The sequence below is a fragment of the Paraburkholderia fungorum genome (genome assembly GCF_046027605.1).
GTDB lineage: Bacteria > Pseudomonadota > Gammaproteobacteria > Burkholderiales > Burkholderiaceae > Paraburkholderia > Paraburkholderia fungorum_F.
Genome location: NZ_JAQQEF010000006.1, coordinates 277016 through 299357 on the forward strand (window position 1 = coordinate 277016; position 22342 = coordinate 299357).

The 22342-nt window shown below is 63.3% G+C and carries 20 protein-coding genes and 1 pseudogene; 6 read left to right on the top strand and 15 right to left on the bottom strand.

Annotated features, from left to right (window positions below):
- Positions 1 to 172 precede the first annotated feature (172 nt).
- From PQR53_RS13375 to PQR53_RS13385, 3 genes are all read right to left on the bottom strand, one after another.
- Positions 173 to 793, bottom strand: a complete 621-nt coding sequence (locus tag PQR53_RS13375) for a LysE family translocator (RefSeq protein ID WP_408454181.1) — start codon at positions 791 to 793, stop codon at positions 173 to 175.
- 173 nt (positions 794 to 966) lie between these two features.
- Positions 967 to 1515 carry a hypothetical protein gene (locus tag PQR53_RS13380; protein ID WP_408454183.1) on the bottom strand — a complete coding sequence of 183 codons (549 nt, stop codon included), beginning with the start codon at positions 1513 to 1515 and terminating at the stop codon, positions 967 to 969.
- 237 nt (positions 1516 to 1752) lie between these two features.
- A complete protein-coding gene (locus tag PQR53_RS13385; RefSeq protein WP_408454324.1) occupies positions 1753 to 2379 on the bottom strand; it encodes an IMPACT family protein in 627 nt (208 codons plus the stop codon).
- A 157-nt stretch (positions 2380 to 2536) separates the two neighbouring features.
- Between PQR53_RS13385 and PQR53_RS13390 the strand changes: the two genes are divergently transcribed.
- Positions 2537 to 3163 carry a LysE family translocator gene (locus tag PQR53_RS13390; protein WP_323047270.1) on the top strand — a complete coding sequence of 209 codons (627 nt, stop codon included), beginning with the start codon at positions 2537 to 2539 and terminating at the stop codon, positions 3161 to 3163.
- Positions 3164 to 3236: 73 nt separating this feature from the next.
- On the opposite strand, the gene PQR53_RS13395 is transcribed toward PQR53_RS13390, so the two are convergent.
- Both PQR53_RS13395 and PQR53_RS13400 read right to left on the bottom strand, forming a co-directional pair.
- Positions 3237 to 3605, bottom strand: coding sequence for a hypothetical protein (locus tag PQR53_RS13395; protein ID WP_408454185.1), 369 nt, complete (start codon positions 3603 to 3605; stop codon positions 3237 to 3239).
- Between the two features lie 63 nt (positions 3606 to 3668).
- A complete protein-coding gene (locus PQR53_RS13400) occupies positions 3669 to 4349 on the bottom strand; it encodes a TetR/AcrR family transcriptional regulator (protein WP_408454187.1) in 681 nt (226 codons plus the stop codon).
- A gap of 65 nt (positions 4350 to 4414) precedes the next feature.
- Between PQR53_RS13400 and PQR53_RS13405 the strand changes: the two genes are divergently transcribed.
- Positions 4415 to 5053 (top strand): glutathione binding-like protein, encoded by a 639-nt coding sequence (locus PQR53_RS13405; protein WP_408454189.1) that lies wholly within the window; start codon positions 4415 to 4417, stop codon positions 5051 to 5053.
- A gap of 22 nt (positions 5054 to 5075) precedes the next feature.
- Here the strand turns inward: PQR53_RS13405 and PQR53_RS13410 are convergent, their stop codons facing one another.
- Positions 5076 to 5333, bottom strand: coding sequence for a DUF2866 domain-containing protein (locus PQR53_RS13410; protein ID WP_408454191.1), 258 nt, complete (start codon positions 5331 to 5333; stop codon positions 5076 to 5078).
- A 191-nt stretch (positions 5334 to 5524) separates the two neighbouring features.
- On the opposite strand from PQR53_RS13410, the pseudogene PQR53_RS13415 reads away from it, so the two are divergent.
- A pseudogene (locus tag PQR53_RS13415) lies at positions 5525 to 5682 on the top strand (diguanylate cyclase domain-containing protein); the annotation flags it as partial.
- A 56-nt stretch (positions 5683 to 5738) separates the two neighbouring features.
- On the opposite strand, the gene PQR53_RS13420 reads toward PQR53_RS13415, so the two are convergent.
- From PQR53_RS13420 to PQR53_RS13430, 3 genes are all read right to left on the bottom strand, one after another.
- Complete coding sequence (locus tag PQR53_RS13420) at positions 5739 to 7547, bottom strand: peptidoglycan D,D-transpeptidase FtsI family protein (RefSeq protein WP_408454194.1); 1809 nt, start codon at positions 7545 to 7547, stop codon at positions 5739 to 5741.
- Positions 7548 to 7669: 122 nt separating this feature from the next.
- Entirely contained in the window at positions 7670 to 8293 is a 624-nt protein-coding gene (locus PQR53_RS13425; protein ID WP_408454196.1) for a trimeric intracellular cation channel family protein, read from the bottom strand.
- 321 nt (positions 8294 to 8614) lie between these two features.
- A complete protein-coding gene (locus PQR53_RS13430) occupies positions 8615 to 10156 on the bottom strand; it encodes a methyl-accepting chemotaxis protein (RefSeq protein WP_408454198.1) in 1542 nt (513 codons plus the stop codon).
- 1273 nt (positions 10157 to 11429) lie between these two features.
- Here PQR53_RS13430 and aepX point away from each other — a divergent pair.
- The 3 genes from aepX to PQR53_RS13445 are packed head-to-tail and all read left to right on the top strand — an operon-like array spanning position 11430 to position 15402.
- A complete protein-coding gene (gene aepX / locus PQR53_RS13435) occupies positions 11430 to 13160 on the top strand; it encodes a phosphoenolpyruvate mutase (protein ID WP_408454200.1) in 1731 nt (576 codons plus the stop codon).
- Positions 13157 to 14323 carry a phosphonopyruvate decarboxylase gene (gene aepY / locus PQR53_RS13440; RefSeq protein WP_408454203.1) on the top strand — a complete coding sequence of 389 codons (1167 nt, stop codon included), beginning with the start codon at positions 13157 to 13159 and terminating at the stop codon, positions 14321 to 14323. The genes aepX and aepY overlap by 4 nt, the downstream gene beginning before the upstream one ends.
- A gap of 11 nt (positions 14324 to 14334) precedes the next feature.
- Positions 14335 to 15402, top strand: a complete 1068-nt coding sequence (locus tag PQR53_RS13445; RefSeq protein WP_408454206.1) for a 2-aminoethylphosphonate aminotransferase — start codon at positions 14335 to 14337, stop codon at positions 15400 to 15402.
- Between the two features lie 141 nt (positions 15403 to 15543).
- Here PQR53_RS13445 and PQR53_RS13450 read toward each other — a convergent pair whose 3' ends face one another.
- The 6 genes from PQR53_RS13450 to PQR53_RS13475 all read right to left on the bottom strand — a co-directional run bounded on the left by PQR53_RS13450 (position 15544) and on the right by PQR53_RS13475 (position 22336).
- Positions 15544 to 15696, bottom strand: coding sequence for a hypothetical protein (locus PQR53_RS13450; protein WP_165614491.1), 153 nt, complete (start codon positions 15694 to 15696; stop codon positions 15544 to 15546).
- A 66-nt stretch (positions 15697 to 15762) separates the two neighbouring features.
- Positions 15763 to 16467, bottom strand: coding sequence for a PIG-L family deacetylase (locus tag PQR53_RS13455; protein ID WP_408454209.1), 705 nt, complete (start codon positions 16465 to 16467; stop codon positions 15763 to 15765).
- Positions 16468 to 16696: 229 nt separating this feature from the next.
- A complete protein-coding gene (locus PQR53_RS13460; RefSeq protein WP_408454212.1) occupies positions 16697 to 18244 on the bottom strand; it encodes a UdgX family uracil-DNA binding protein in 1548 nt (515 codons plus the stop codon).
- Between the two features lie 215 nt (positions 18245 to 18459).
- Positions 18460 to 19047 (bottom strand): nucleotidyltransferase family protein, encoded by a 588-nt coding sequence (locus tag PQR53_RS13465; protein WP_408454214.1) that lies wholly within the window; start codon positions 19045 to 19047, stop codon positions 18460 to 18462.
- An 80-nt stretch (positions 19048 to 19127) separates the two neighbouring features.
- On the bottom strand, positions 19128 to 21338 hold the full coding sequence (locus tag PQR53_RS13470; RefSeq protein ID WP_408454217.1) for a xanthine dehydrogenase family protein molybdopterin-binding subunit: 2211 nt from the start codon (positions 21336 to 21338) through the stop codon (positions 19128 to 19130).
- A complete protein-coding gene (locus PQR53_RS13475; RefSeq protein ID WP_408454220.1) occupies positions 21335 to 22336 on the bottom strand; it encodes an FAD binding domain-containing protein in 1002 nt (333 codons plus the stop codon). Before PQR53_RS13475 ends, PQR53_RS13470 begins: the two co-directional genes overlap by 4 nt.
- Between the last annotated feature and the right edge of the window lie 6 nt (positions 22337 to 22342).

Consider the following 22342-nt stretch of genomic DNA (forward strand, 5'->3'; position numbering starts at 1 on the left):
TTACTGCTAGTTAAAGTTTCTGCGCTATTGCATTAGCTATCGTTTATATATACGCGGACGGACCCGTTGCCGTGCCGGTTTAAATCGTCTCGAGAGAGAAGGCTGTGTGTGGCTGAAGCGTCGGCAGCGGGATGGTTCGGTAAGCCTGGTATTGCGTTTCCGGCAATGACGTTTACGTTCGCCGAACCAGCAGAAAGCTCGCGCCGATTACAGCCAAAAATGCCCCGCAGCACCGGTTGAACCAGCGGCGAACCCTGGCGCGAACCAGCCACTTGCCAAGATGCATGCCCGCCCACGAATAAAGCGCGATCGCCACCCATTCGAGTACCAGAAAGCTCGCGCCGAGCACCGCGAATTGCGGCAGCATCGGTTTGGCGATATCGACGAACTGCGGCAAAAATGCGGTGAAAACCAGAATCGCTTTCGGGTTGCCAGCAGCCACGAGGCATTCTTGCCGCGCGATTCGCCAGAGCGACCCGTCGTCCTGCCGGGTCGTATCGATGGCCGGAGCGTCACTGCGCCACAACTGGATCGCAAGCCAGATCAGATAGCCGGCGCCGGCCAGTTTGATCGCCAGAAAGAACCACTCGGATGCGTGCAGCACGACGGCGAGTCCGGTCGCGGCCAGTACCAGCATCAACGCGAACGCGACCAGCCGGCCGGTGCCACCGACGAACGCCGTCATGAAGCCGTGACGCGCGGCGACGTTGATCGATAGAAGATTGTTCGGGCCGGGCGCGAGGTTGATCGCGAAGCAGGTGGGCAGGAAAAACAGCCAGGCGGTGAGGGACATGACAGCTCGCACGGAGAAGTAAACGTGAGTGCAATGCGTGAGTGCAATGCGTGAGTGCAATGAATCGGGCGCGCGAAATGGTGAAGTGAGCACCAGTGACGACCTGATTCCGCGTTTCCCGATAGGTGCCAATTGTAGCGAATCGGCGAACGCACCGATTCAGTCCGTCCGTTTCAATTCACCGATTTGACGAAGCCTGGGTCGTTGATCAACGCATCGACGCTCAGCTTGACCGTGTCTTCAATGGCGATGATGTTGCTGGTGAATTTAGGCGACTTCTGACGGACCGTCTTGATGGTGGAGAACACGACTTTCTGGGTCGTGGCGTCAGTCACGACGTAACGCATTTTCAGTGTCCAGAAGGCGGGAGAGCGCTCATCGTCTACGGTGAACTTTTCGATGCTGCCGCTCAGAACCTTTCTACCCTCGGTGAGATGAAAGCCGGCAACCTGCAAGCTGCTGGCAACGCTGTTGCGCACGTTTTCGTTGATATCGTTTTTTAACACGATGCCGGTCATCGCCGTGTTTTCGATCCGGTTCGGCGACACCTGGCCGTTGCGAGCCGGCATGTAGGCAAAATCGCGGGCGGGAGCGACGCTGAGCCAGCCGGTTGCATGCGTGGCCGCGCGCGGTGGGCGCGGTGGACTATTCAGGCCGAACCATGACCAGGAGCAGGCGGACAGCATCAACGGCAGTGCGACGACGCCGCAACCCTTGAGCACAGCGGATCTCAGGGCCGGGCGCGGAGGGCCGAGCGATTGCCGCAGAGTCTGACTCTGTTGCGGCGACTCGGACGCTGTGCTGGAAAAAGCGGCAGTCGAGGTCAGAGGAGTTGCCTTTTAGGTTGAATCATCCCGGTACAGAGCAGCATGGTAACAGCGCGCCGTTCCCGTGATCCTCTTAACTGGATCAGGGCCGCGCTGCTCGAACGTTTGAAACCGCCACGCTCATGATAACGATCAGAAAAACCCGGCTTTCCCTTGCGTCATATCCACGAGGGCCAGCCGGGCATCGTCCACCGCGTTGACCGGCAGCCGGACGGTCATCCTCACCAGCATCCCGTAGACGCTGTCCACGAGTCCGTAAGCTTCGGCCTCGATCCATCTGCGCACCTTCGCTTCATCGGCATAGCTCACTTCGACGATCAGCGTCACCTGAGCAATCCTCTCCACGCGCGGTGCGTCCAATAGCGCCGAAGCAATCGCGTCGGTATAGGCGCGCACCAGTCCGCCGGCGCCCAGCTTCACGCCGCCGTAATAGCGCACGACGGCCGCCAGCACGCCGTCCAGATCGTGATGCCGCAGCACTTCGAGAATGGGCCGGCCGGCGGTTCCGGACGGCTCGCCGTCGTCCGACATGCCTGACTGGCCGCCCGCCAGCAGCGCCCAGCACACGTGCGTCGCGCCCGGATGCGCGTCGCGCAGACGCCGCAACTCGACCATCGCGGCGTCGCGGTCGGCGACGGGAATCGCATGCGCGATGAAACGGCTCTTACGAATCTCCAGTTCGGCGGAGAGCGGCGCGGGCAAGGTATAAGTGGGCAAGGCAAAGACTTCATTGGATGAAAAAATGCGGGCCTCATGCATGGCCACATGCGGATCACATGCGTGGATCTCATGCGTGGATCTCATGCGGCCCGGTGCCCGCCATGGTAACGGATCGTGAATCGGTGATCAGCATTCGTCTACAATCGTGCGTTGAACGCGCTCCCGGCCGCACCGGGCGCGCCACCAAGGAGACAACATGCTTGATTTTTCCACGCTAGGAACGTTCGTCGCCGTTGTATTAGGGCTCTTTCTGATTCCCGGTCCGGCCGTGCTGCTGGTTTTGACGCGTACGGTGCATGGGGGACGCAAGGCGGGCATACTCACCGGTCTCGGCATCGCGGTTGGCGATTTCATTCACACCCTGGGTGCGGCGGTCGGGCTGTCGGCGCTGCTGATGACGTCGGCGCTTGCTTTCAATGCCGTGAAATTCGTCGGTGCCGCCTATCTCGTCTATCTGGGCGTTCGCGCCTTGCGCGAGAAGCAGGCGAGCGCGCATTTGCCGGCGGTGGCGCCGGTATCCGCTTCCAAAGCCTTCTTTCAGGCGATTCCCGCCGAAGTGCTGAACCCCAAGACCGCGCTGTTTTTCCTCGCGTTCCTGCCGCAGTTCGTTCGTCCTGAACACGGCTCCACCTTCCTGCAGTTCACGACGCTGGGACTTATCTTCGTCGGCATGAGCGCGCTTTATACAACGCTAATCGTGCTGACCATTCGTCCGCTGGGCAAACTCGTCAAACGCCTGACATGGCTTAGCCGCTGGCAAAACAAGATCATCGGCGTGCTGTTCATTTCGCTCGGCCTGCGCGTCGCCACGCAAACGCGCTGACGAGTCCGAAGGCCGCTGCGCGCTTTTTCTGGTTCGGCGCGCGGAAGTACGCTGTCACGCTCGCGCCTGAGAGCTAGATATTCCGGCGCTGCCGTCTCAGGCGGCCTTCGCGCGCGTATTCCATCTGGCCCTCGGTACGCACGGCGAGCCGTTCCTGTTCGGCCCGGCTCATCTGCCGCGTATCGTCGATGTCGCCGACCCGCAGCACTTCCTGCGCGATCCGTATGCGTAACGTCATCAAGGGCTCGCCCCGCTCGACCAGCGTGCGATCGGCGGCGCGCGCTTGCTGGACGCCGCTGTCAATCAGGTTGCGCAGCTCCAGCAACGTGAGCCGCTGGCGCTGGATCTCGAGAATGAGCCGCTGGATGGCCTGTTCGTCGCGCGTGCGCCACCAGGCGCGCAGTTCGGCAAGCGTGGGAGGTTCGAAGGGAGGAAGACGCATTGCTCAGACGAAAAGTACTGTATATGCGTACAGTATATCCCGTCTTTTTGCGGAACCGCCTGGCTAGCGCCCACGTGCTTTCGCTGTGGCTTTGCCCGTTGCCGGTCCGGGTGACGCGCTCGCACTGCCGCATATCAATGCCACCCCCGCGACCGCTGTCGCCCGTAACGACGCACGCGAATCGCCCGCACGGGCGCGCAACGCGAGGCTGTGCAAAATCGCCGACGCGATCCTCGCGAGGAGGGGCGGTTGCGCATCGGCCGCCAGTTCGCCGGCGGCCTGCGCCAGCTTGAAGCGTTTCTCGAAGGTCTTGTCGTAGGTGCGCAGTCCCTCGGCAAGCGCCGCGCGGACCTCGGCGTCTTCCACCGCTTCGACCACGGCGGTGCCGATCATGAAGCAGCCGAGCGGATCGCCGTCGGCAGGCAGGTACCACGCGAGTGCGCCGTCATAAACGCGCAGCAGTGCCTGCGGCAACGGCAGGTCCTCACCGAGCGCATGAACCATCGCGAGCCGGCCCGCCTCGATATAACGTTCGAGCGTGGCCAGATACAACGCATGTTTGTCGCCGAATGCGCCGTACAGGCTCGGGCGGTTCATGCCGGTCGCGGCGCTCAACTGATCCAGCGAGGTGCCCGCATAGCCGCTACGCCAGAACACGTCTCTTGCATCGGCGAGCGCCTGGTCGGAATCATAGGCACGCGGGCGGCCACGTGGGCGGGTTTCTTTTTTTGTACTGGTCTGCATAAAAATATGGCGGAAGAGATTTCTATGCAATATAGTACAAAAACATCAACGATAGGGGATGCCTCATGGATCTGTACTTCTCGCCGCTCGCGTGCTCGCTGGCCACCCGAATCGCGTTGTACGAAGCGGGAGCGCAAGCTGGGTTCATTCAGGTCGACACGAAGTCAAAACAGTTGTCGGACGGCTCGGACTTTTATCCCATCAGTCCGCTCGGGCAGGTGCCGGTGTTGCGTACGGACGAAGGTTGGCTGCTGAGCGAAAACACCGCGATCCTGCCTTATGTGGCCGATCGTTATCCGGCCGCACGGCTCGCGCCCGCCGCGGGCACGGCGCAGCGCGCGCGGCTGCAACAATGGTTGGGTTTTATCAGCACGGAGTTGCACAAGACGGTGTTCGTGCCGCTACTCGATGCGCTGGCGCCTGAAGACGTGAAGCGCTACGCGCGCGACAAGGCCTCGTTGCGGCTGGGCGTTCTGCAAGAGCATCTGGCGCAAAGCGAGTATCTGCTCGACGCGTTCAGCGTGGGCGACGCTTATCTGGTCACCGTGCTGAACTGGGCGTCGTATGGCGGCATCGATCTGTCGCAATGGCCCGCAGTTGCTGAGTACTACAAGCGATTGATGCGGCGCCCGAGCGTCGCCAAAGCCGCTGCGGAAGAAATCGCCCTGTTTGAGGAAGAAGTGGCGACGCGCGCGAAAAGTTGAGGACAGGTTGCCGGCTGTGCGATTAGTCGTCGCCGTGCTGGCAGAAGCGGCGCCCCGGAATGTGGGACACGACTGCCTGGGCGATTTCGAGTGGTGTGCTTTCCGCGGGTACCACGCGACGGCTCGGTTCAGGGGTGTGCTTCATGGTCCATTCGACGAGTCTGTACGAGCGTCCCCATGGAGGCTGCAAAGGATCCGAGACCTTGCACGAGTGGATCTGGCGCACCCATTCGTTACCGGGCATCGTGCGCAAATGCTCGAATACCGTGTCTTCCACCATCGTTTGACTCCTTCTTCGCAGGCATGCTAACCATCTATCGGCGCGTCGGCGACACCCCTTCGATAAAAAAGCGCCGCCGATGTTCTGGCGGCTCAACAGGGGATGTTGTGCGTCATAGTTACAGGTAAGAATTAAGCCAAACTTAAGATCGCGCTCAAAATCCCCGCGCTTGATTCTTTCGCCTGATTCTCTTGCAGGATGATCACGGTGGACGCATCGCATTGACCGTGTCGAGTGGCGTGGCCGCGCGCCGGCCGACGCGGTCGCGCAAGGCCGCACGGTGATGGACGAAGCCAATCGGGCGATGTATCGGGCCAAACACGGTGGCCGCAATCGCATCGCGGCGTGATGTGATTAAGGACCGCGATAATGCGGCGTGCTGAGCGTCGCTACGGACTTTTCATTTCACGCATCCGGCGGTACGCCCAGCAGTTGCAAAGCACCGCCGGTGACCCCGCTAAACACGGGTCCGGCCACCGTCCCGCCATAGAATGCCTTGCCGGCGGGGTCGTCGATCATCACTGCGACGATCAGCCGCGGATCGCTCATCGGCGCCATGCCGACAAACAGCGCGCGGTAACGGTTTTTCGCGTAAGTCGCGCCGACCTGTTTGCGCGCCGTGCCGGTTTTGCCGCCGATCCGGTAGCCTTCCACCGCTGCGGCGCGTCCCGTGCCGCCAGGTCCGGTGGCCATTTCGAGCATCGAGCGGATCGCGCGCGCGGTGGCGGGTGTGGTGACCGCGCGACCCTTGTCGCCGGCCTGCGCCGCAGTGCCAATGTCCGCGGCTTTGGCCGCGCTTGTGGACGCGCTTGTGGCCCCGTTCGTAGCCGCGCCTGTGTCCGAGCTACCGTCCGCGTTTGTGTTTTTTCGCAGCAGACTGACCTGATGCAAGGTGCCGTCTCCCGCATAGGCGGTGTAGACCTGCGCGATCTGCAGCAACGAAGTGGACAGGCCATAGCCATACGCCATGGTCGCCTGTTCGATCGGGCGCCAGCGTTTGTATGGGCGCACCTTGCCCGACGCGACACCCGGAAAGGTCAGCTCGGGCCTCAACCCAAGTCCATATTCCTGATACTTGTTCCAGATCGTTTCGGCGGGCAGGTTCAGTGCGAGTTTGGCGAGCGCGATATTGCTCGACTTCTGCACGGCTTCGGCGACGGTCATTGCGCCATGATTCGATGTGTCGTGAATCACGGCCGGGCCGATCTTGTACCAGCCCGGCGCGGTATCGATGACGCTTTGCGGCCGGACCTTGCCTTCGTCGATCGAGAGGGCGACGACGACCGGCTTGATCGTCGAGCCCGGCTCGAAGGTATCGACCACCGCGCGATTGCGCAGCTGCCGTCCGGTGAGACGGGCGCGGTCGTTGGGATCGAAGCTCGGATAGTTGGCGAGCGCGAGAATCTCGCCGTTGCGCGCATCGAGCACGACCACGCTGCCTGCTTCGGCGTGATGTTTGGCAATCGCGTCCTTCAGTTGTGCGTAGGCGAGCTGCTGAATGCGCCGGTCGATCGTCAGGTGGATCGTGTCGCCGTTTTGCGCGGGCACGAGCGGCCGGGTCTCGGACACGACCCGGCCCAGCCGGTCGCGGATCACTTCGCGCTGGCCCGGCACGCCGAGCAGCTGCTCGTTGGCGGCGAGCTCAACGCCTTCCTGGCCGTTGTCCTCGATATCCGTGAAGCCGACCACGTGCGCCGCCGATTCGCCCTCCGGGTAAAAGCGCTTCGAATCCGCGATCTGCGTGATGCCGGCGAGGCCCAGTTTGTTGAGGTGAGCGGCGGTGTCGGCATCCACCTGGCGCTTGAGCAGCACGAAGGTCTTGTCGCCGTTCAGACGCCGGCGCAGTTCCGCCCGCGGCAGGTCGAGCAGCCTGGCAAGCGGCGCGAACGCGGCTTCGTCGAGCAGCCTGGGCGAGGCCCAGATCTCATAGGTGGCAAGGCTGACGGCGAGCATCGAACCATTGCGATCGACGATGCGCCCGCGCGTCGCATCGAGTTCGATGGTGCGCTGATAGCGTTTTTGCCCCTGATCGACGTAGAAGTCCTGATTGACCACCTGCACCCAGAACGCGCGCCCCGCCAGCGACGCGAACGCGCCGAACACCAGCAGGACGACGAGTTTCGAGCGCCACATGGGCAGGCGCGCGGCCAGCAGCTGGTTCTTCGCGACGGGCGCGTACGGATCGTGCGACTGCGACTTCTTCTTTTGGATCATGAGTGCGATGAGCGAACAGCGTTGCGTGGCGAGCTCGAACCGGCGATGCCGGCGGCTGGTTGCGCGTGACTGTCGAGCGTGCTCCTCGAGTGAAGGCCACACGCGCGTGGCGTGCGGCGGGATTAGTTTGCGCCGCCCGAATCGGCGGCGGTGAACACCTTGAATTGCCAACCAAACCGCACGGCCAGCATGCGTATCGCGAAGCCGCCGGCCAATACCACGATGGAGGCCGGCCCCGGCGCCACGTCCCAGGCTTGCAGCGCGACGTACAGCGCGCCCGCGCCGAGCGCGATGCTCGCGTACAGCTCCTCACGCAGCACGAGCGGCATCTGGTTGCACAGCAGGTCGCGCAGCATGCCGCCGCACACGCCGGTGATTGCGCCGGCCAGCACGACAATCATCGGACTCACGTCGAGCGTCGCGGCGACATCGCAACCGATGATCGTGAACGCGATCAGGCCGAGTGCGTCGACCGTGACGAACATCCGTTGCCAGTTGCGCAGCCATTTCGCGCTGGCCGCGGCAATCGACGCCGCCCCGATTGTAATCAGAACGCAATCTGGATGCGAGATCCATGCAAGGGGATAGTGGCCCAGCAATACGTCGCGCACCGTGCCGCCGCCGAGCGCGGTGACGGTGCCGACGAGGCACAGGCCGAAGCGGTCCATGCCGCGGCGCATGCCCATCAGCGCGCCGGACATGGCTTCGGCGACGATCGCAAGCAGGTAGATGAGGTGGAGCAACATGGCAGCGGGTTCTCGATGGCGGCGCTCGCGAAAGGAAGGGCTTTGCCTCGCGCTTGCCGCGAGGCACGCGTTTGAAAGCGGCCATTATCGGAAGCGGCGCGTGCTGATGAAAATGCCTTAAGCCGAATTCGGCGATGCCAAATTCGGCTTAATCTGGTTGCGGGATTGCGCGTGGTAAGCGTTCGCTGATCACAAAAAAGCCGCGCGGACTTGAAAAATCCGTGCGGCTGTTTCGTTCGATTAATGCGTCGACTCCGACGCGGCGTGTTAAAGAGGCGCTCTCTGCCTGTAGAGCGCCTTCTTTTTTTGCCGCTAGCGGCCTCAGGCCGGCAGAGCGAAGCTCGAGATCGCCTCGCGCAGCACGCCCACCTGGTCCTTCAGCGAATGGGCCGCGGCGGCGGCTTGTTCGACGAGCGCGGCATTCTGCTGCGTGACCTGATCCATTTCGCCGACTGCGCGATTGACCTGTTCGATGCCCGCGCTCTGTTCGCGCGACGCGTGGCTGATCTCCTCGAGAATTTCGTTGACGCGACGTACCGACTGCACGATCTCGCCCATGGTCGAGCCGGCATTGGCGACCAGCGACGCGCCGGCGTCGACGGTATGGGTCGAGGTCTCGATCAACGCCTTGATTTCCTTCGCGGCCGTGGCGGAGCGCTGCGCGAGGCTGCGCACTTCCGAGGCGACCACCGCGAAGCCGCGTCCCTGTTCGCCCGCGCGCGCCGCTTCGACGGCGGCGTTGAGCGCGAGGATGTTGGTCTGGAACGCGATGCCGTCGATCACGCCGATGATGTCGCCGATCTGCCGCGAGCTGCTGGTGATTTCGCCCATCGTGCGGACCACGTCGTCGACGACGCGGCTGCCGCGGGTGGCCACATCCGCGGCCTGACCGGCGAGTTGTGCCGCTTGCAGTGCGCTGTCCGCGTTCTGCTTCACGTTGACCGTCATCTGATCCATGCTCGATGCCGTTTCGACGAGCGCCGCGGCCTGTTCTTCGGTGCGCTGTGAGAGATCCGTGTTGCCGGCGGCGATTTCGGTTGCACCGATATTGATGTTTTCGGTGCCGAGACGCACGCGCGAAACCGTATCGACCAGACCGGCCTGCATGGTGTGGAGCGCGTGCAGCAGACTGCCGGTGTCGTTAGCTTGCACCGGCACGCGCGTGGCGAGGTTGCCGCGCGCCATCAGTTGGGCTGCTTCGACCGCGACTTCGAGATCGCCGCCGAGCGTGCGACGGATGCTGCGCAATACCAGCAGCATGACGATAGTGGCGATTGTGCCGAGCGTCACGGTGATGACGAGCCAGCGCAGCAGATTGGCGTAGAACGCGTGCTGCACGTCGTCCATGTACATGCCGGTGACGATATACCAGTCCCACGGCGCGAAGTGGACCGCGAAGCTCGTTTTTGCGACGGGTGTGTCGCTGTCCGGCTTGGCCCACAGATAGTCGACGAAGCCGCCGCCGTCGTGATTGCCTGCGTTGACTATGTCGACGAACAGATGGTTGCCGGCCGGGTCGGTGAACTGCGCCAGGTTCTTGCCGACCATATCCTGCTTGATCGGATGCATTAGCATGACCGGCTGCGAATCGTTGACGGAGATGTAGCCGTCTTTGCCGTAGCGCATGGCGGCAAGCGATTCCAGCGCCTGCTTTTTGGCTTCGTCTTCGGTGATCGTGTGTTGTTGCGCTAGCGTGTAGTAGCGGTTGACGAGGTGGTTGGCCTGGTCGATCAGCGAGGTGAGTTGATCGCGGCGGTCCGAGATCATCGACGCGCGGTTTTGCCATGCGCCGAAGCCGCCGATCAGGATCAGGCCGGCCCAGAGGACCGCGATCATTGAGGCTAGTTTTTTGTTCAGGGTCATAGTAGGGCTTTTTTTGCTTTCGCAAGGGGGCGGTCAGGGTGTGCTCGGTTTTGCTTTTTCGCTTGCAGCGGTGGCTTGCTGATTACTGTGTGCTGCTTTCCGTGTTTACGGCGCTGGTTCTTTGCTCCGCAGGGGAGGGGAAACCCGTTGTTTATTTGTCTGATTAAATAAGGTTTTTTTTGCCTGTGCGGCGCTTGTCTGTATGACTGCGGCGTTGGCCTTTCCTGGGTCTGGCTTTTTGGCCTTTCCTTGATTTGTTATTGGTGTATTAGCGTCGCCCCTGTGCGGGGCGGGCACTTACTTCTCTTTGCCGCCGCAAAGAGAAGTAAGCAAGAGAAAGCGGCTCAAACCGCTAACTCTTAAGCGGGGCCCCCGCACAGTTGCGGTAGTGGTGCATCTGGAATCTGTGGTCTCGCACATTCCACGTGAGTGACACAGCAGTCATTCTTCCGGCGGCGCTGCGCGCGCCGAAAAGTACCTCTTAAAACAGTTTGCTACGTTTCGCACACACACTTGATGTGACGCGGTAGCACGGCGTGTTTCCTTTTTGCAGCTTGCAGCTTTGCGGCGATTCGCTTTTTCGCCGCAGTTGTGAGTACGCATCGCCGAGGCGAAGCCGACGGCGCCACCGCGCCAAAGAATCCGCGGTTTTTGATGAACCCTTCCGGCGAGCACGCAGTGCGAGGCGGGAAGTATGAGTGCCTGGTCACCAAGGTTGAATGCGCGAGGGCGCGGATTCCAGATGCACCACTGCCCCCTCCAGGCCAGGGGACCCGCTTAAGAATTAGCGGTTTGAGCCGCTTTCTTTTGCCTACTTTTCTTTGCGGCAGGCAAAGAAAAGTAGGTGCCTGCCCCGCACAGGGGCGACGCTAATAAACCAATAACGTAATTAATGAAAAACCCGCTTAAACCCATAAAAAAATATAAAAAACCAAATAATCCAAACCAATAAAAAAACCAAAAAGACAATCAAACAAAGATAAAAACAAAACCACCATCAACCGCTCGCCCCGCGGGGCCCCACTCACATTTCTCCACACAACGCCAAAAAACCACAAAATAGAATGATCCGCATGAAATGCAAAAAACAACACATTTCCCCACTTAACAACAACATCAGAAAAACCCCAAACAAACCCCTAACCACCAATAAAAACATTTTCCGCTATAGTCGCCATTTTCCAGTCGCCCGCCGGGCAAAAAAGAGTCTTTTTTCCAGTCGTCCGCAGGGCAAAAAAGACCCCTGATAAGCCCGCCACCAGGAGTAAACAAAATGAACGCCCGCGAACCCGCATTCAGCTCCGCTTCGCGCAGCGCACGCCTGCGCCAGATGCTCGTCAGCAACGAACTCGAATTCATGATGGAGGCCCACAACGGTCTCTCCGCCCGTATCGTCCGCGAAGCCGGCTTCAAGGCGATCTGGGGCTCGGGCCTCGCGATCTCCGCCCAATTCGGCGTGCGCGACAACAACGAAGCCAGCTGGACGCAAGTCGTCGATAACCTCGAATTCATGGCCGACGCCAGCGATCTGCCCATCCTCCTCGATGGCGATACCGGCTACGGTAACTTCAACAACGTGCGCCGCCTCGTGCGCAAACTCGAACAACGCGGCATCGCCGGCGTCTGTATCGAAGATAAACAGTTCCCGAAAACGAATAGCTTCATCAACGGCGAAGCCCAGCCACTCGCCGATATGGACGAGTTCTGCGGCAAGATCAAAGCCGGTAAAGACTCGCAGTCGGATGAAAACTTCTCGATCGTCGCGCGCGTCGAAGCACTCATCGCCGGCTGGGGCATGGACGAAGCGCTGCGTCGCGCGGAAGCCTATCGGCAAGCCGGCGCCGACGCGATCCTGATTCACAGCAAGCTCTCGCGTCCCGACGAAATCCTCGAGTTCGCGCGCGAATGGGCCGGCCGCGGTCCGCTCGTCATCGTGCCGACCAAGTACTACAGCACACCTACCGAAGTGTTCCGCGAGGCCGGCATCAGCACGGTCATCTGGGCCAATCATCTGATCCGCGCGGCAACCTCGGCCATGCAGGCCGTCGCCAAGGAAATTCACTCGAGCGAAACGCTCGTCAACGTCGAAGACAGCATTGCCGCGGTCAACGAAATCTTCCGTCTGCAAGACGCCGACGAATACTCGGAAGCCGAAGACCGCTATCTGTCGAGCGGACGCGCGGCCGGTGCGGCCATCGTGCTCGCGGCCAGCCGCGGCAAGGGGCTCGAAGCCGTCACCGAAGATCGTCCAAAAGTCATGCTGCCGATCGCCGGCAAGCCGCTGTTGCGCTGGCTCGTCGATGCGTTCAAGAAGCAGAGCGTCAATGACATCACCGTGGTCGGCGGTTATCGCGCCGATGCGATCGATACGGCCGGTATCAAGCTCGTCGTCAATGAACGTCACGCGCAAACCGGCGAGCTGGCGTCGCTAGCGTGCGCGGTCGACAAGCTTGCCGGCGACACCGTCATTTCGTACGGCGATCTGCTGTTCCGCAGCTACATCCTGCGCGATCTGGTCGAGAGCGAAGCCGCGTTCAGCGTGGTGGTCGATTCGTCGCTGACCGACGCGGAAAACGCCAGTGTGCGTGACTTCGCATGGTGTTCGGCAGCCGACGATCGCGGTCTGTTCGGCAATAAGGTCACGCTGCGTCATGTGTCGAGCGGGCCGCAGGCGAGCTCCGCGATTGCTTCGCAAACGCCGCATGGCCGCTGGGTGGGTCTGCTGAATGTTCGTGGCGAAGGGCGTGAGCGTCTGCAAGCGGTCATCGCCAGACTGCAGGCGCGCCCGGATTTCGATTCGCTCGATATGCCCGCGCTGCTGAATGCGCTGATCGAGGCGGGCGAAGCGATCGAGGTGCAATACGTGCACGGTCACTGGCGCGGGGTGAACGATCTGGAAGACTTCCGTCGCGCCGGCGATTTCGCGCATGCGCAGGCGCCGTTCGCGGCAGCGGTCGGCAACCGCGCAGGAACGACGGACGCTGTCAGCGGAGCCGCGCAATGATCGAGGCAGCACAGTTTGTCGAGGCGGCGCGCGAGCGCGGCTTCGACTGGTACGCAGGCGTGCCGTGCTCGTATCTGACGCCGTTCATCAACTACGTATTGCAGGACGAATCGCTGCATTACGTGTCGGCCGCCAATGAAGGCGATGCGGTCGCGTTGATCGCGGGCGTCACGCTCGGCGCAAAGAACGGCCGGCGCGGCATCACGATGATGCAGAACTCCGGCCTCGGCAATGCCGTAAGTCCGTTGACCTCGCTCACGTGGACCTTCCGTTTGCCGCAATTGCTGATCGTCACGTGGCGCGGGCAACCCGGCGTCGCGGACGAACCGCAGCATGCGCTGATGGGCCCGGTCACGCCCGCCATGCTCGATACGATGGAAATTCCGTGGGAGACGTTCCCGACCGAAGCCGACGCGATCGGCCCGGCGTTGGATCGCGCGCTTGCTCACATGGATGAAACCGGCCGTCCGTACGCGCTCGTGATGCAAAAGGGCAGCGTGGCGCCGTATGAGTTGAAAGAGCGCTCCGCAGGTACGCGCCGTGTGCCGGTGGCGCCGCATTCGCAATTCAAAAACGTTGCGGCGAATGAGCTGGCTTCGCGTCACGACGCGTTGCGGAAAGTCATCGCGCACACACCGCTCGATTCGACGGTGGTGCTCGCGTCGACTGGATTTTGCGGCCGCGAACTCTATGCAATCGATGACCGTGCCAACCAGTTGTACATGGTCGGCTCGATGGGTTGCGTGACGCCGTTCGCGTTGGGTCTTGCGTTAGCGCGTCCTGACCTGCACGTGGTCGCGCTCGACGGCGACGGCGCCGCGCTGATGCGCATGGGCGCATTCGCGACGCTCGGCGCGTACGGTCCATCGAATCTCACGCACGTGCTGCTCGATAACGGCGCACACGATTCGACCGGCGGTCAGGCGACGGTGTCGTCGCAAGTCTCGTTTGCGGGTGTCGCCGCGGCGTGCGGTTATGCGTCGGCGGTTGAAAGCGACGACGTCAGCGTAATCGACGAATTGTTCGACGCTGCGCCGTCGCCCCATGGTCCGCGTTTCGCGCGGCTGGCGATTCGCCGCGGTACGCCCGATGGCCTGCCGCGTCCCACTATCACCCCGCCCGATGTGAAGACGCGCCTGATGCGTCACATCGGCGCTGCTTAAGGAGTGCGCTCATGTTGCTGCTCAATCCCGGCCCGGTGACGCTCACCGAACGCGTTCGCAACAGCCTGTTGCAGACGGATCTGTGCCATCGCGAAAGCGAATTTTTCGACTTGCAGGAAGAGGCGCGTACCCGCCTGGTCGATCTGTACGGCCTCGACGCAAACGAATGGCAAGCGGTCTTGATGACCGGCTCCGGCACCGCGGCCGTCGAAAGCATGACCGCCGCGCTGGTGCCGCAGAACGGCAAGCTGCTGGTGGTCGAAAACGGCGTGTACGGCGAGCGGATTTCGCAGATCGCCACGCAATACGGTATCGCGCATGAGTCGCTGAAACACGACTGGATGCAGGCGCCGGATCTCGCGAAGCTCGCCGAACGCCTCGACGCGGACCAGGCGTTCACCCATGTCGCCGTGATTCATCACGAAACCACCACGGGACGCCTGAACGATCTGGCGGCGCTCGGCGCGCTGTGCCGCGAACGCGGTCTGCGTCTGCTGGTGGATGGCGTCAGCAGCTTCGGCGCCGAAGCGATCGATTTCGCCGACGCCAGTCTCGACGCCGTCGCGGCGACCGCGAACAAGTGTCTGCACGGCGTGCCAGGCGCGTCGTTCGTGCTGGTGCGGCGCGCCGCGCTCGCGCAGGCGGCGAGCCGCACGTATTACCTGGACCTCGGGCGCCTCGCGCGCTTGCAGGACCAGCGCAATACGCCGTTCACGCCGTCGGTTCATGCGTACTACGCGCTGGTCGAAGCGCTGCGCGAACTCGCCGACGAAGGCGGTTGGCAAGCGCGCCATGCGCGTTATGCCGCGCTCGCCGAGCAGGCTCGCGCGGGCCTGGCCGAGCGAGGCATCGGCAGCGTGTTGCCGCCGCAGCAGTCGTCGGTGGTGCTGCGCGCGTATCGCTTGCCGGACGGCGTGGCGTATCCGCAACTGCACGACGCGCTGAAGGCGCGCGGTTTCGTCATCTATGCCGGTCAAGGCGGTTTGTCGGCCGAATTGTTCCGCATCTCGACGATGGGCAACATTCACGCCGCCGACATCGAGCGTCTTTTGCAAGGCTTTACCGAACTGACGCGCTAAGCCGCGTGTCGTCCCGGTTTGCTACGGGGCTTTTTAGCGAGCCAATGCGCTTGTCCAGGCACGTCGCCGCCTTACCTTAACTCACGGGCGGCCGGCGTTCCGGATGGATTGGATGCGTTCCACTTGCCACGCCGCTCGCGTTTACACCGGGTCTTTGTCCGGCGGCCCATCGGGCCGCTGCGGCTCCTCGGTGTGATGACCCGGCGACGGCGGCACCAGGGGATCGGCTTCCGGGTCGCGGTTCGGATCGGCGTTCGGATCGGGAATCGGACTGGTATGCATGTCGTAGCTCATTGCATCACCTTCAGGTTGAGAAGCGGGCTGAATCAAGCGTAGCCGATCCAGCGCATTACGCGGCCCTTACTTTTTCGCGCGGCGGCCCACGCGCAATTGCCAGTAACGTTCGGCGGCGAAAATGTCGTCGTAATTGCCCGCGCCGAACGCGCGCAGCTGGCTTGCGTAGGCGTTGACCGCCTCGCGTTTGAGCTGCGCGCGGCGCGGCAGATCGATCGTGTGGCCTGCGCTCGGGTAGTCGGGTGTCGCCACGACGCCGCGATGCACGAGGTCGGCAAGCCGCGCCTGCACGACACCGGGCGTGCGGCGATGAATTGCGTCCTCGTAAGCGAACCACGTCAGATGCGACAGGCGCGGCAGGATTTCGCAGCAGGCTTCGAACACCAGCGCGTGGTCGTCGTGGTGCAGTCCGAGCGGCATCAGCAGCGTATTGGCCGTGGTGCGGTAGATGGTCTCTTCGAGCGCCGCCGCCAGTTTGCTGATCGACGGCGAGTCGAAGTACTGGCCGTCGCGAAACGGCATACGTAGCGGGATCGCGTCGAGCACCTCGAGGGCGAGGTTGTCTTCGAGCGTGCGGGCGTGGATGGCCTGATGGGCGCTCGTGAAACCTGATCTTTCATCCCATTCGGTATGCATTTCCTGCTCGGGCGGCGCGGCGAACACCGTGCAGACCGCGGCGTCGGGGTGCGCGGCGAGTAAGGCGCCGCAACTGAAGACGGCGTCGTCGAAATGGGGCGACACGATGAAAAGGCGGGGACTGGTTTCGCTCATGGGACGGGTGATGGTTTCGAAACGCGCGGGCCGCATTCAACGCTTCGATGTTGCGCGCGACAGGCTTGCTGGATTTGCGGCGTCACATCAGCTTAGGCGGAATTGACGCGGCTTGCGCGGCCGGTGTGAGGTGCGCAAGCGGTATGCCTGAGCGGATGGGTTTTGCTTCGGCTTCCCGTAGAGGCTCACCGTTGCGTATTCGGCATGTCCCGAATATGCTCACCTTTCGTCAGCCCGCCAGCGCCGCCGCGCGGCTGAACGCCTTCACCATGGCCGTCACGACGTCTTCGCGCAACGTGGCGTCGGCCATTCCCAGCGCATACGAGGGATGCCAAGCCGGCACGATCAGACGCCCCTCGTGGGCGATGGTTTGACCGAGGTACTCGGACAGATTGACGTGCGCGCCGGTCAGCGCTCTCAGCGCGGTCGCGCCGAGGGTGACGACCACGCGTGGCGCGATTCGCGTCAGTTCTTTTTCCAGCCAGTACTGGCAAGCCTCCACTTCGCGCCGCACGGGTATGCGGTGGACGCGCTTGCCGTCGAGCGTTTCCCATTTGTAATGCTTGACGGCATAGGTCAGATACAGTGCCTGCCGCTCCAGACCGGCACGCGCCAGCACGGCGTCGAGCAATTCACCGGCCGGCCCGGTGAAGGGTTTGCCGTGCTGGTTCTCGTGCTCGCCAGGCTGTTCACCGACCACCATGATCGCCGCATGGGCGGGTCCGGTGCCCGCAACCGCGTGTTTCGCATTGCGCCATAACGCGCAGCGCCTGCAAGTGGCGAGCGGGCCAGTGGGTTCCCGCAAGGGCGGCGTCATCGCGGAATACTCGAGCGGCGGCGTGGGCGGGACGGTGACCGCGGCGCTTTGCGCGCCGAGACGGCTGCGCTCGCGAGCCAGGTGCGCGGGCAGCGGGGGACCCGCGGGCGGCATTCTCCAGTGGCGCAACGGCACGGGCGACGGCTGGGCATTGAAGGCGCTGGCGTAATACGCGAGCCAGAGCGCCTCGGTGGGGGTGCTGGTGACAGCTTCGCCGGTCATCGCGCTGACCGTTGACGTCTGCGTGGTCTGCTCGTATTCCTCCACTAACGGCCGGTCGATGCGCAGCAGCATGCCGTTCCAGAACACCGCGCCGTGTGGCGTGGCCAGCATCCACGTGGATTCGCCCATGCGGTTGGCGAATCGCGCGGCGGCGCGCTCCAGCAGGTCATGATGCGGCTCGTACCAGCCGACAAACTCGGGTGGCCCCATCGACGGATCGCGACGTCTGAACAACGTGAGTGTCAGCAAAGCGTCGGTTTCGTGTTCGACCGTGCGGATGCGTTGATCGAGCAGCGCGCCGTCAGGGTCGCCGAGATCGAGGACGTTGCGCTCGCCGTGGGTCCAGCGCCATAGGACGCGGTACACCAGCGACCAGCGGTCCGGCGCGCGAAAACATGCAGCCGTTCTGAGCCACGAGAGCAGCTCGCGCGGAATGGCGAGTACGCCGCCAGTGTTGATGTCGACGCAGCCCGCAGCGGTGCGGGTGAACTCTGCGTCTGGCTCGCCCGTGGTGCTCGCGCTGGAGAGACTGCTGGCGAGACTCTCAACCACGGCCGTTGCCGAAGATTGCACAGCGTGGCCGCCACCCGAATCATCGCCCCTCACCGGGTTTTCAGCCGCTGCGTCACTTCCGGACTCAGCCCATTCGATCTGCGATGGCTCGACACCTTGCCGCAGCAGCGCCCGCGCGACGCGCCGCCAGACGGCGAAAGACGGTTCGATCGAAATATGTTTCATGCTGACGCGCCGTGGATGCACGCAGCGGGATGCGCCAACCCATGCGGCCAAAATACTGTATGGATATACAGTATGCACCCAGGTGCGGACCTGGATCAAGCGCGGCGGTCATGCCGGTACGCCCGATTCGTCGGGCGGTGATGGCCGGCGCCGCGGCGGACTGGCTAGCGAAACTGCGCGAGATAGGTTCCGAGGCACCTGACGATGCGCTAAAGCTAAATATTGCGCAGATCTTCCGGCGTATCCACATCGCGCAGAATCCCGGAGTCGTCGACATCGAGCCGCGCCACACGCTGCGACATCAGCAAGGCGCGCGCGCCGGTATCGCCGTCGAGCGCCATGAGTGCGTCCCGATGCTCGATGCCGAAACCGACCGGATGGCCACGCTGCCCTTGGTAAAACGGCGCGACGATTGAAGCGCCGCCGTCGAGCGCTTGCGCCACGGCTTCGATCGTGGAGGTGGCGATGCGCGGCATGTCGGCGAGCGCGACGATCCAGCCTCCGGCGTCGTCGCTGGCTCCGATACCGACGGCGAGGCTCGCGCCCATGCCACGCTCAGCGGCGGCGGCGAATACCACGTCGCAGCCGGCGTCGTTCAGGAGGCGTGCGAGCGTTTCCGCGCCCGGCCGCACCACGGCTAGCACGCGGGTGACGACCTTCAGCAGCCGGTGGGCGGCCTCGTGCGCGACCGGCGTGCCATCCGGCATGCGTGCGAGCAGTTTGTTCTGCACGCCTTCGGGGTCGAAGCGTGAACCGAGGCCGGCGGCGAGCAAGATGCCAGTGGCGAGCGAGGCGTAAGCCATGGACGGGCACCGGTAGAAAGGATAAGGCCGATTGTGCGGTGCAACGCATCCACAGGCAAGCGCGAATATTTACACCTGCATCACCCCATCACCTTATCGAGCGTCACTGGCAGATCGCGTACACGTACGCCGGTCGCGTGATACACGGCGTTCACGATCGCCGCCGGCACGCCGGTGATGCCGATCTCGCCGATGCCGCGCACGCCGAGCGAGTTGATGTGCGGATCAGGCACATCGATGAACGTGATGTCGAGCGAATTGATATCGGCATTCACCGGCACGTGGTACTCGGCGAGATTGGCGTTAGTGAAACGTCCGTAGCGCGTATCCAGCAAGGTCTCTTCCTGCAGCGCCGCGCCCACGCCCCACACCATGCCGCCCATCAACTGGCTCTGCGCGGTCTTCTGGTTCAGCACGCGCCCAATGTCGTACACGCCGACGATGCGCGCCACGCGAATCGTGCCGAGGTCGGCATCGACATGTACTTCGACGAATACCGCGCCAAACGAGTGAAACGAGTACTTCTGTTTCTCGTCGCCGGGCTTGACCGTCGAGGTGGCTTCGATCGGTTTGCCGCCTGAGCGCGCGATGATCGCCGCCGCCGGATCGCGCTTCGCCGGTTGCGAGCGGCTCATGACCCAGCCGTTTTCGACCGTGATGTCCTCGAGTGCGATGCCATGCACGGGCGACGCTGGATCGGCGAGCGCCAACGCGATCAACTGGTTGCGCACCTGGGTCGAGGCATCGCGCACGGCGGGTGAGACGCTCGCCGCCGATTGCGAGCCGCCCGAGCCCGGCGCTTTCGGCAGCGAGGAATCGCCGAGCGCGAAGTGGATGTTGTCCGGCGCGAAGCCGAGGGCGTCGGCGGCAACCTGAGTCATCACCGTATAGGTGCCGGTGCCGAGATCCTGCGTGCCGGAGGCGACCATGGCGCTGCCGTCCGGCAGAATCCGCGCGATGGCCGCGGCCTCGCTGCGGTTGGCCGGATAGGTTGCGGTGGCCATGCCCATGCCGATCAGTGTGTTGCCGTTGCGCATCGACCGTGGCGTGCCGGTGCGCCGCGACCAGCCGAATTTGTCCGCGCCGATCTGATAGCACTCGCGCAAGGATTTGCCCGACCACGGTTTGTTTTCCTGCGGATCGGCATCGGCATAATTCTTCAGACGCAGTGCGAGCGGGTCCATCTTCAGCGCCACCGCGAGTTCGTCCATCGCCGATTCGAGCGCGAACGAGCCAGTCGTTTCACCGGGCGCGCGCATGAAGGTCGGGGTGCCGAGATTCATCGGCACGATCCGGTGCGTGGTCACCTGATTGGGCACCGCGTACAGCATGCGCGTGACCATGCAGCAGGTCTCGGTCCAGTCTTCGATCGTCGACGTATGCGAGGTGCTGTCGTGACGCATCGCGGTCAGCGTGCCGTCGTGCCGCGCGGCCAGGATGAAATGCTGCTCGGTATGCGGACGCGAGCCGACCGGCCCGAACATCTGCGGCCGTTCCAACGCGAGGCGCACTGGACGCCCGGTCTGTTTCGCCGCCATCGCGCACAGCGACACATGCGACCACGACGAGCCCTTGCAACCGAAACCACCGCCGATAAACGGCGAAATCACGCGCACGTCGCCGGGTGAGATGCCGAGTGTTTTGGCGACCGCCAGCGCCGCGCCGCTGACGCCTTGCGTCGAGTCGTAGAGGATGAGTTGCGGGCCGTCCCAATGCGCCATCGTGGCGTGCGGTTCCATCGGGTTGTGATGCTCGATCGGCGTGGTGTAGACGGCGTCGACGTGGACCGTGCCGCTGCGCATACCGTCGTCGAAATCGCCACGTTGCGTGTCGGTGGTGCGGCCTTGCGGTTTGTCAGGCGCATGTCCGTTCGGCTTGGCCTGCGCGAAGTCGAGCGTCGCGGCCATGCTCTGATAGGTGATGCGTAACTGGCGCGCCGCGTCGCTTGCATGTTCCAGCGTATCGGCGACCACCACCGCGACCGGCTCGTTGTTGTAGTGAACCTGGTTGTCCTGCAGCAGCGACAGGCGGCGGCCGGCCGGCGGCGCCAACGGGGATTTGCCGCCGTTCGGCAGACGCGGCGCGTTCTGATACGTCATCACCAGCAGCACCCCGGGCAGCGCTTGCGCACGGCTCGCATCGATCGACGCAATCGTGCCGCGTGCAATGGTGCTGGTGACAAGTACCGCATGCGCGAGCCGCGCCTCGGGGAACTCGGCGGCGTAGCGCGCTTCGCCGGTGACTTTCAGCAGACCGTCGATGCGCTCGAGCGGTTGACCGATCAGAGTCATGCGACACCTCCGCTGCGGCCCGCGGCCTGGTTGACTGCGCGCACGATCGCGCGTTGCGCGAGCTGCACCTTGAAACGATTGTCATGCTGCGGCCGCGCATCGCGTAGCGCGGCGGCAGCGGCGTCGTGCAGTCTTGCCTGCGTGAGCGGCTGGCCGTTGAGCATCTGCTCGGCGGCGCTCGCACGCCATGGCTTGTGCGCGACGCCGCCGAGCGCGATGCGCGCCGTTGTCACGTGCTCGCCGTCCATCTGCAAGGCGGCGGCCACTGAGACCAGTGCAAATGCGTAACTGGCCCGGTCACGCACTTTCAGATAGTGAGCGTTCGCGCTGAACAACGGTGGTGGCAAGTCGACGGCGGTAATCAACTCGCCCGCTTGCAAGGTCGTATCGACGTCGGGCCGGTCACCCGGGAGCCGATGAAAATCGGCGAATGCAATCGTCCGTTCGCCCGCGGGGCCATTGACGCGCACCACGGCATCGAGCGCGGCAAGCGCCACGTTCATATCCGACGGGTTCACGGCGATGCACTGCGGACTCGTACCGAGAATCGCGTGCGTGCGATTGTGGCCGTCGAGCGCCGCGCAGCCGCTGCCGGGCATGCGCTTATTGCACTGCGTGAAGGCGGTGTCGTAAAAGTAACCGCAGCGGGTGCGCTGCAACAGATTGCCGCCCACCGTCGCCATATTGCGCAGTTGCGATGACGCACCCGCCAGAAATGCTTGCGACAGCAACGGGTATTGTTCACGCACCAGCGCATGATTGGCCGCATCGCTGTTGCGCACGAGGGCGCCGATGCGGATGCCGCCATTCGGCAATGTGGTGACCGTGTCGAGCCCGCTGATGTGCGTGATATCGATGAGCCGCATCGGCCGCGCCACGCCGCCCTTCATCAGGTCGAGCAGATTGGTGCCGCCGCCGATGAATACCGCGCCCGGCTGCTGCGCCGCGCGCACGGCGCCGGCGACATCGCCGGCGCGTTCGTAAGAGATCGCATCCATGCTGGT

Bases quoted from the DNA above. Each gene is read 5' to 3' on its own strand.
- PQR53_RS13375 (WP_408454181.1), bottom strand. From the start codon at position 793: ATGTCCCTCACCGCCTGGCTGTTTTTCCTGCCCACCTGCTTCGCGATC.
- PQR53_RS13385 (WP_408454324.1), bottom strand. From the start codon at position 2,379: ATGCATGAGGCCCGCATTTTTTCATCCAATGAAGTCTTTGCCTTGCCC.
- PQR53_RS13390 (WP_323047270.1), top strand. From the start codon at position 2,537: ATGCTTGATTTTTCCACGCTAGGAACGTTCGTCGCCGTTGTATTAGGG.
- PQR53_RS13395 (WP_408454185.1), bottom strand. From the start codon at position 3,605: ATGCGTCTTCCTCCCTTCGAACCTCCCACGCTTGCCGAACTGCGCGCC.
- PQR53_RS13400 (WP_408454187.1), bottom strand. From the start codon at position 4,349: ATGCAGACCAGTACAAAAAAAGAAACCCGCCCACGTGGCCGCCCGCGT.
- PQR53_RS13405 (WP_408454189.1), top strand. From the start codon at position 4,415: ATGGATCTGTACTTCTCGCCGCTCGCGTGCTCGCTGGCCACCCGAATC.
- PQR53_RS13410 (WP_408454191.1), bottom strand. From the start codon at position 5,333: ATGGTGGAAGACACGGTATTCGAGCATTTGCGCACGATGCCCGGTAAC.
- PQR53_RS13420 (WP_408454194.1), bottom strand. From the start codon at position 7,547: ATGATCCAAAAGAAGAAGTCGCAGTCGCACGATCCGTACGCGCCCGTC.
- PQR53_RS13425 (WP_408454196.1), bottom strand. From the start codon at position 8,293: ATGTTGCTCCACCTCATCTACCTGCTTGCGATCGTCGCCGAAGCCATG.
- PQR53_RS13430 (WP_408454198.1), bottom strand. From the start codon at position 10,156: ATGACCCTGAACAAAAAACTAGCCTCAATGATCGCGGTCCTCTGGGCC.
- aepX (WP_408454200.1), top strand. From the start codon at position 11,430: ATGAACGCCCGCGAACCCGCATTCAGCTCCGCTTCGCGCAGCGCACGC.
- aepY (WP_408454203.1), top strand. From the start codon at position 13,157: ATGATCGAGGCAGCACAGTTTGTCGAGGCGGCGCGCGAGCGCGGCTTC.
- PQR53_RS13445 (WP_408454206.1), top strand. From the start codon at position 14,335: ATGTTGCTGCTCAATCCCGGCCCGGTGACGCTCACCGAACGCGTTCGC.
- PQR53_RS13450 (WP_165614491.1), bottom strand. From the start codon at position 15,696: ATGAGCTACGACATGCATACCAGTCCGATTCCCGATCCGAACGCCGAT.
- PQR53_RS13455 (WP_408454209.1), bottom strand. From the start codon at position 16,467: ATGAGCGAAACCAGTCCCCGCCTTTTCATCGTGTCGCCCCATTTCGAC.
- PQR53_RS13460 (WP_408454212.1), bottom strand. From the start codon at position 18,244: ATGAAACATATTTCGATCGAACCGTCTTTCGCCGTCTGGCGGCGCGTC.
- PQR53_RS13465 (WP_408454214.1), bottom strand. From the start codon at position 19,047: ATGGCTTACGCCTCGCTCGCCACTGGCATCTTGCTCGCCGCCGGCCTC.
- PQR53_RS13470 (WP_408454217.1), bottom strand. From the start codon at position 21,338: ATGACTCTGATCGGTCAACCGCTCGAGCGCATCGACGGTCTGCTGAAA.
- PQR53_RS13475 (WP_408454220.1), bottom strand. From the start codon at position 22,336: ATGGATGCGATCTCTTACGAACGCGCCGGCGATGTCGCCGGCGCCGTG.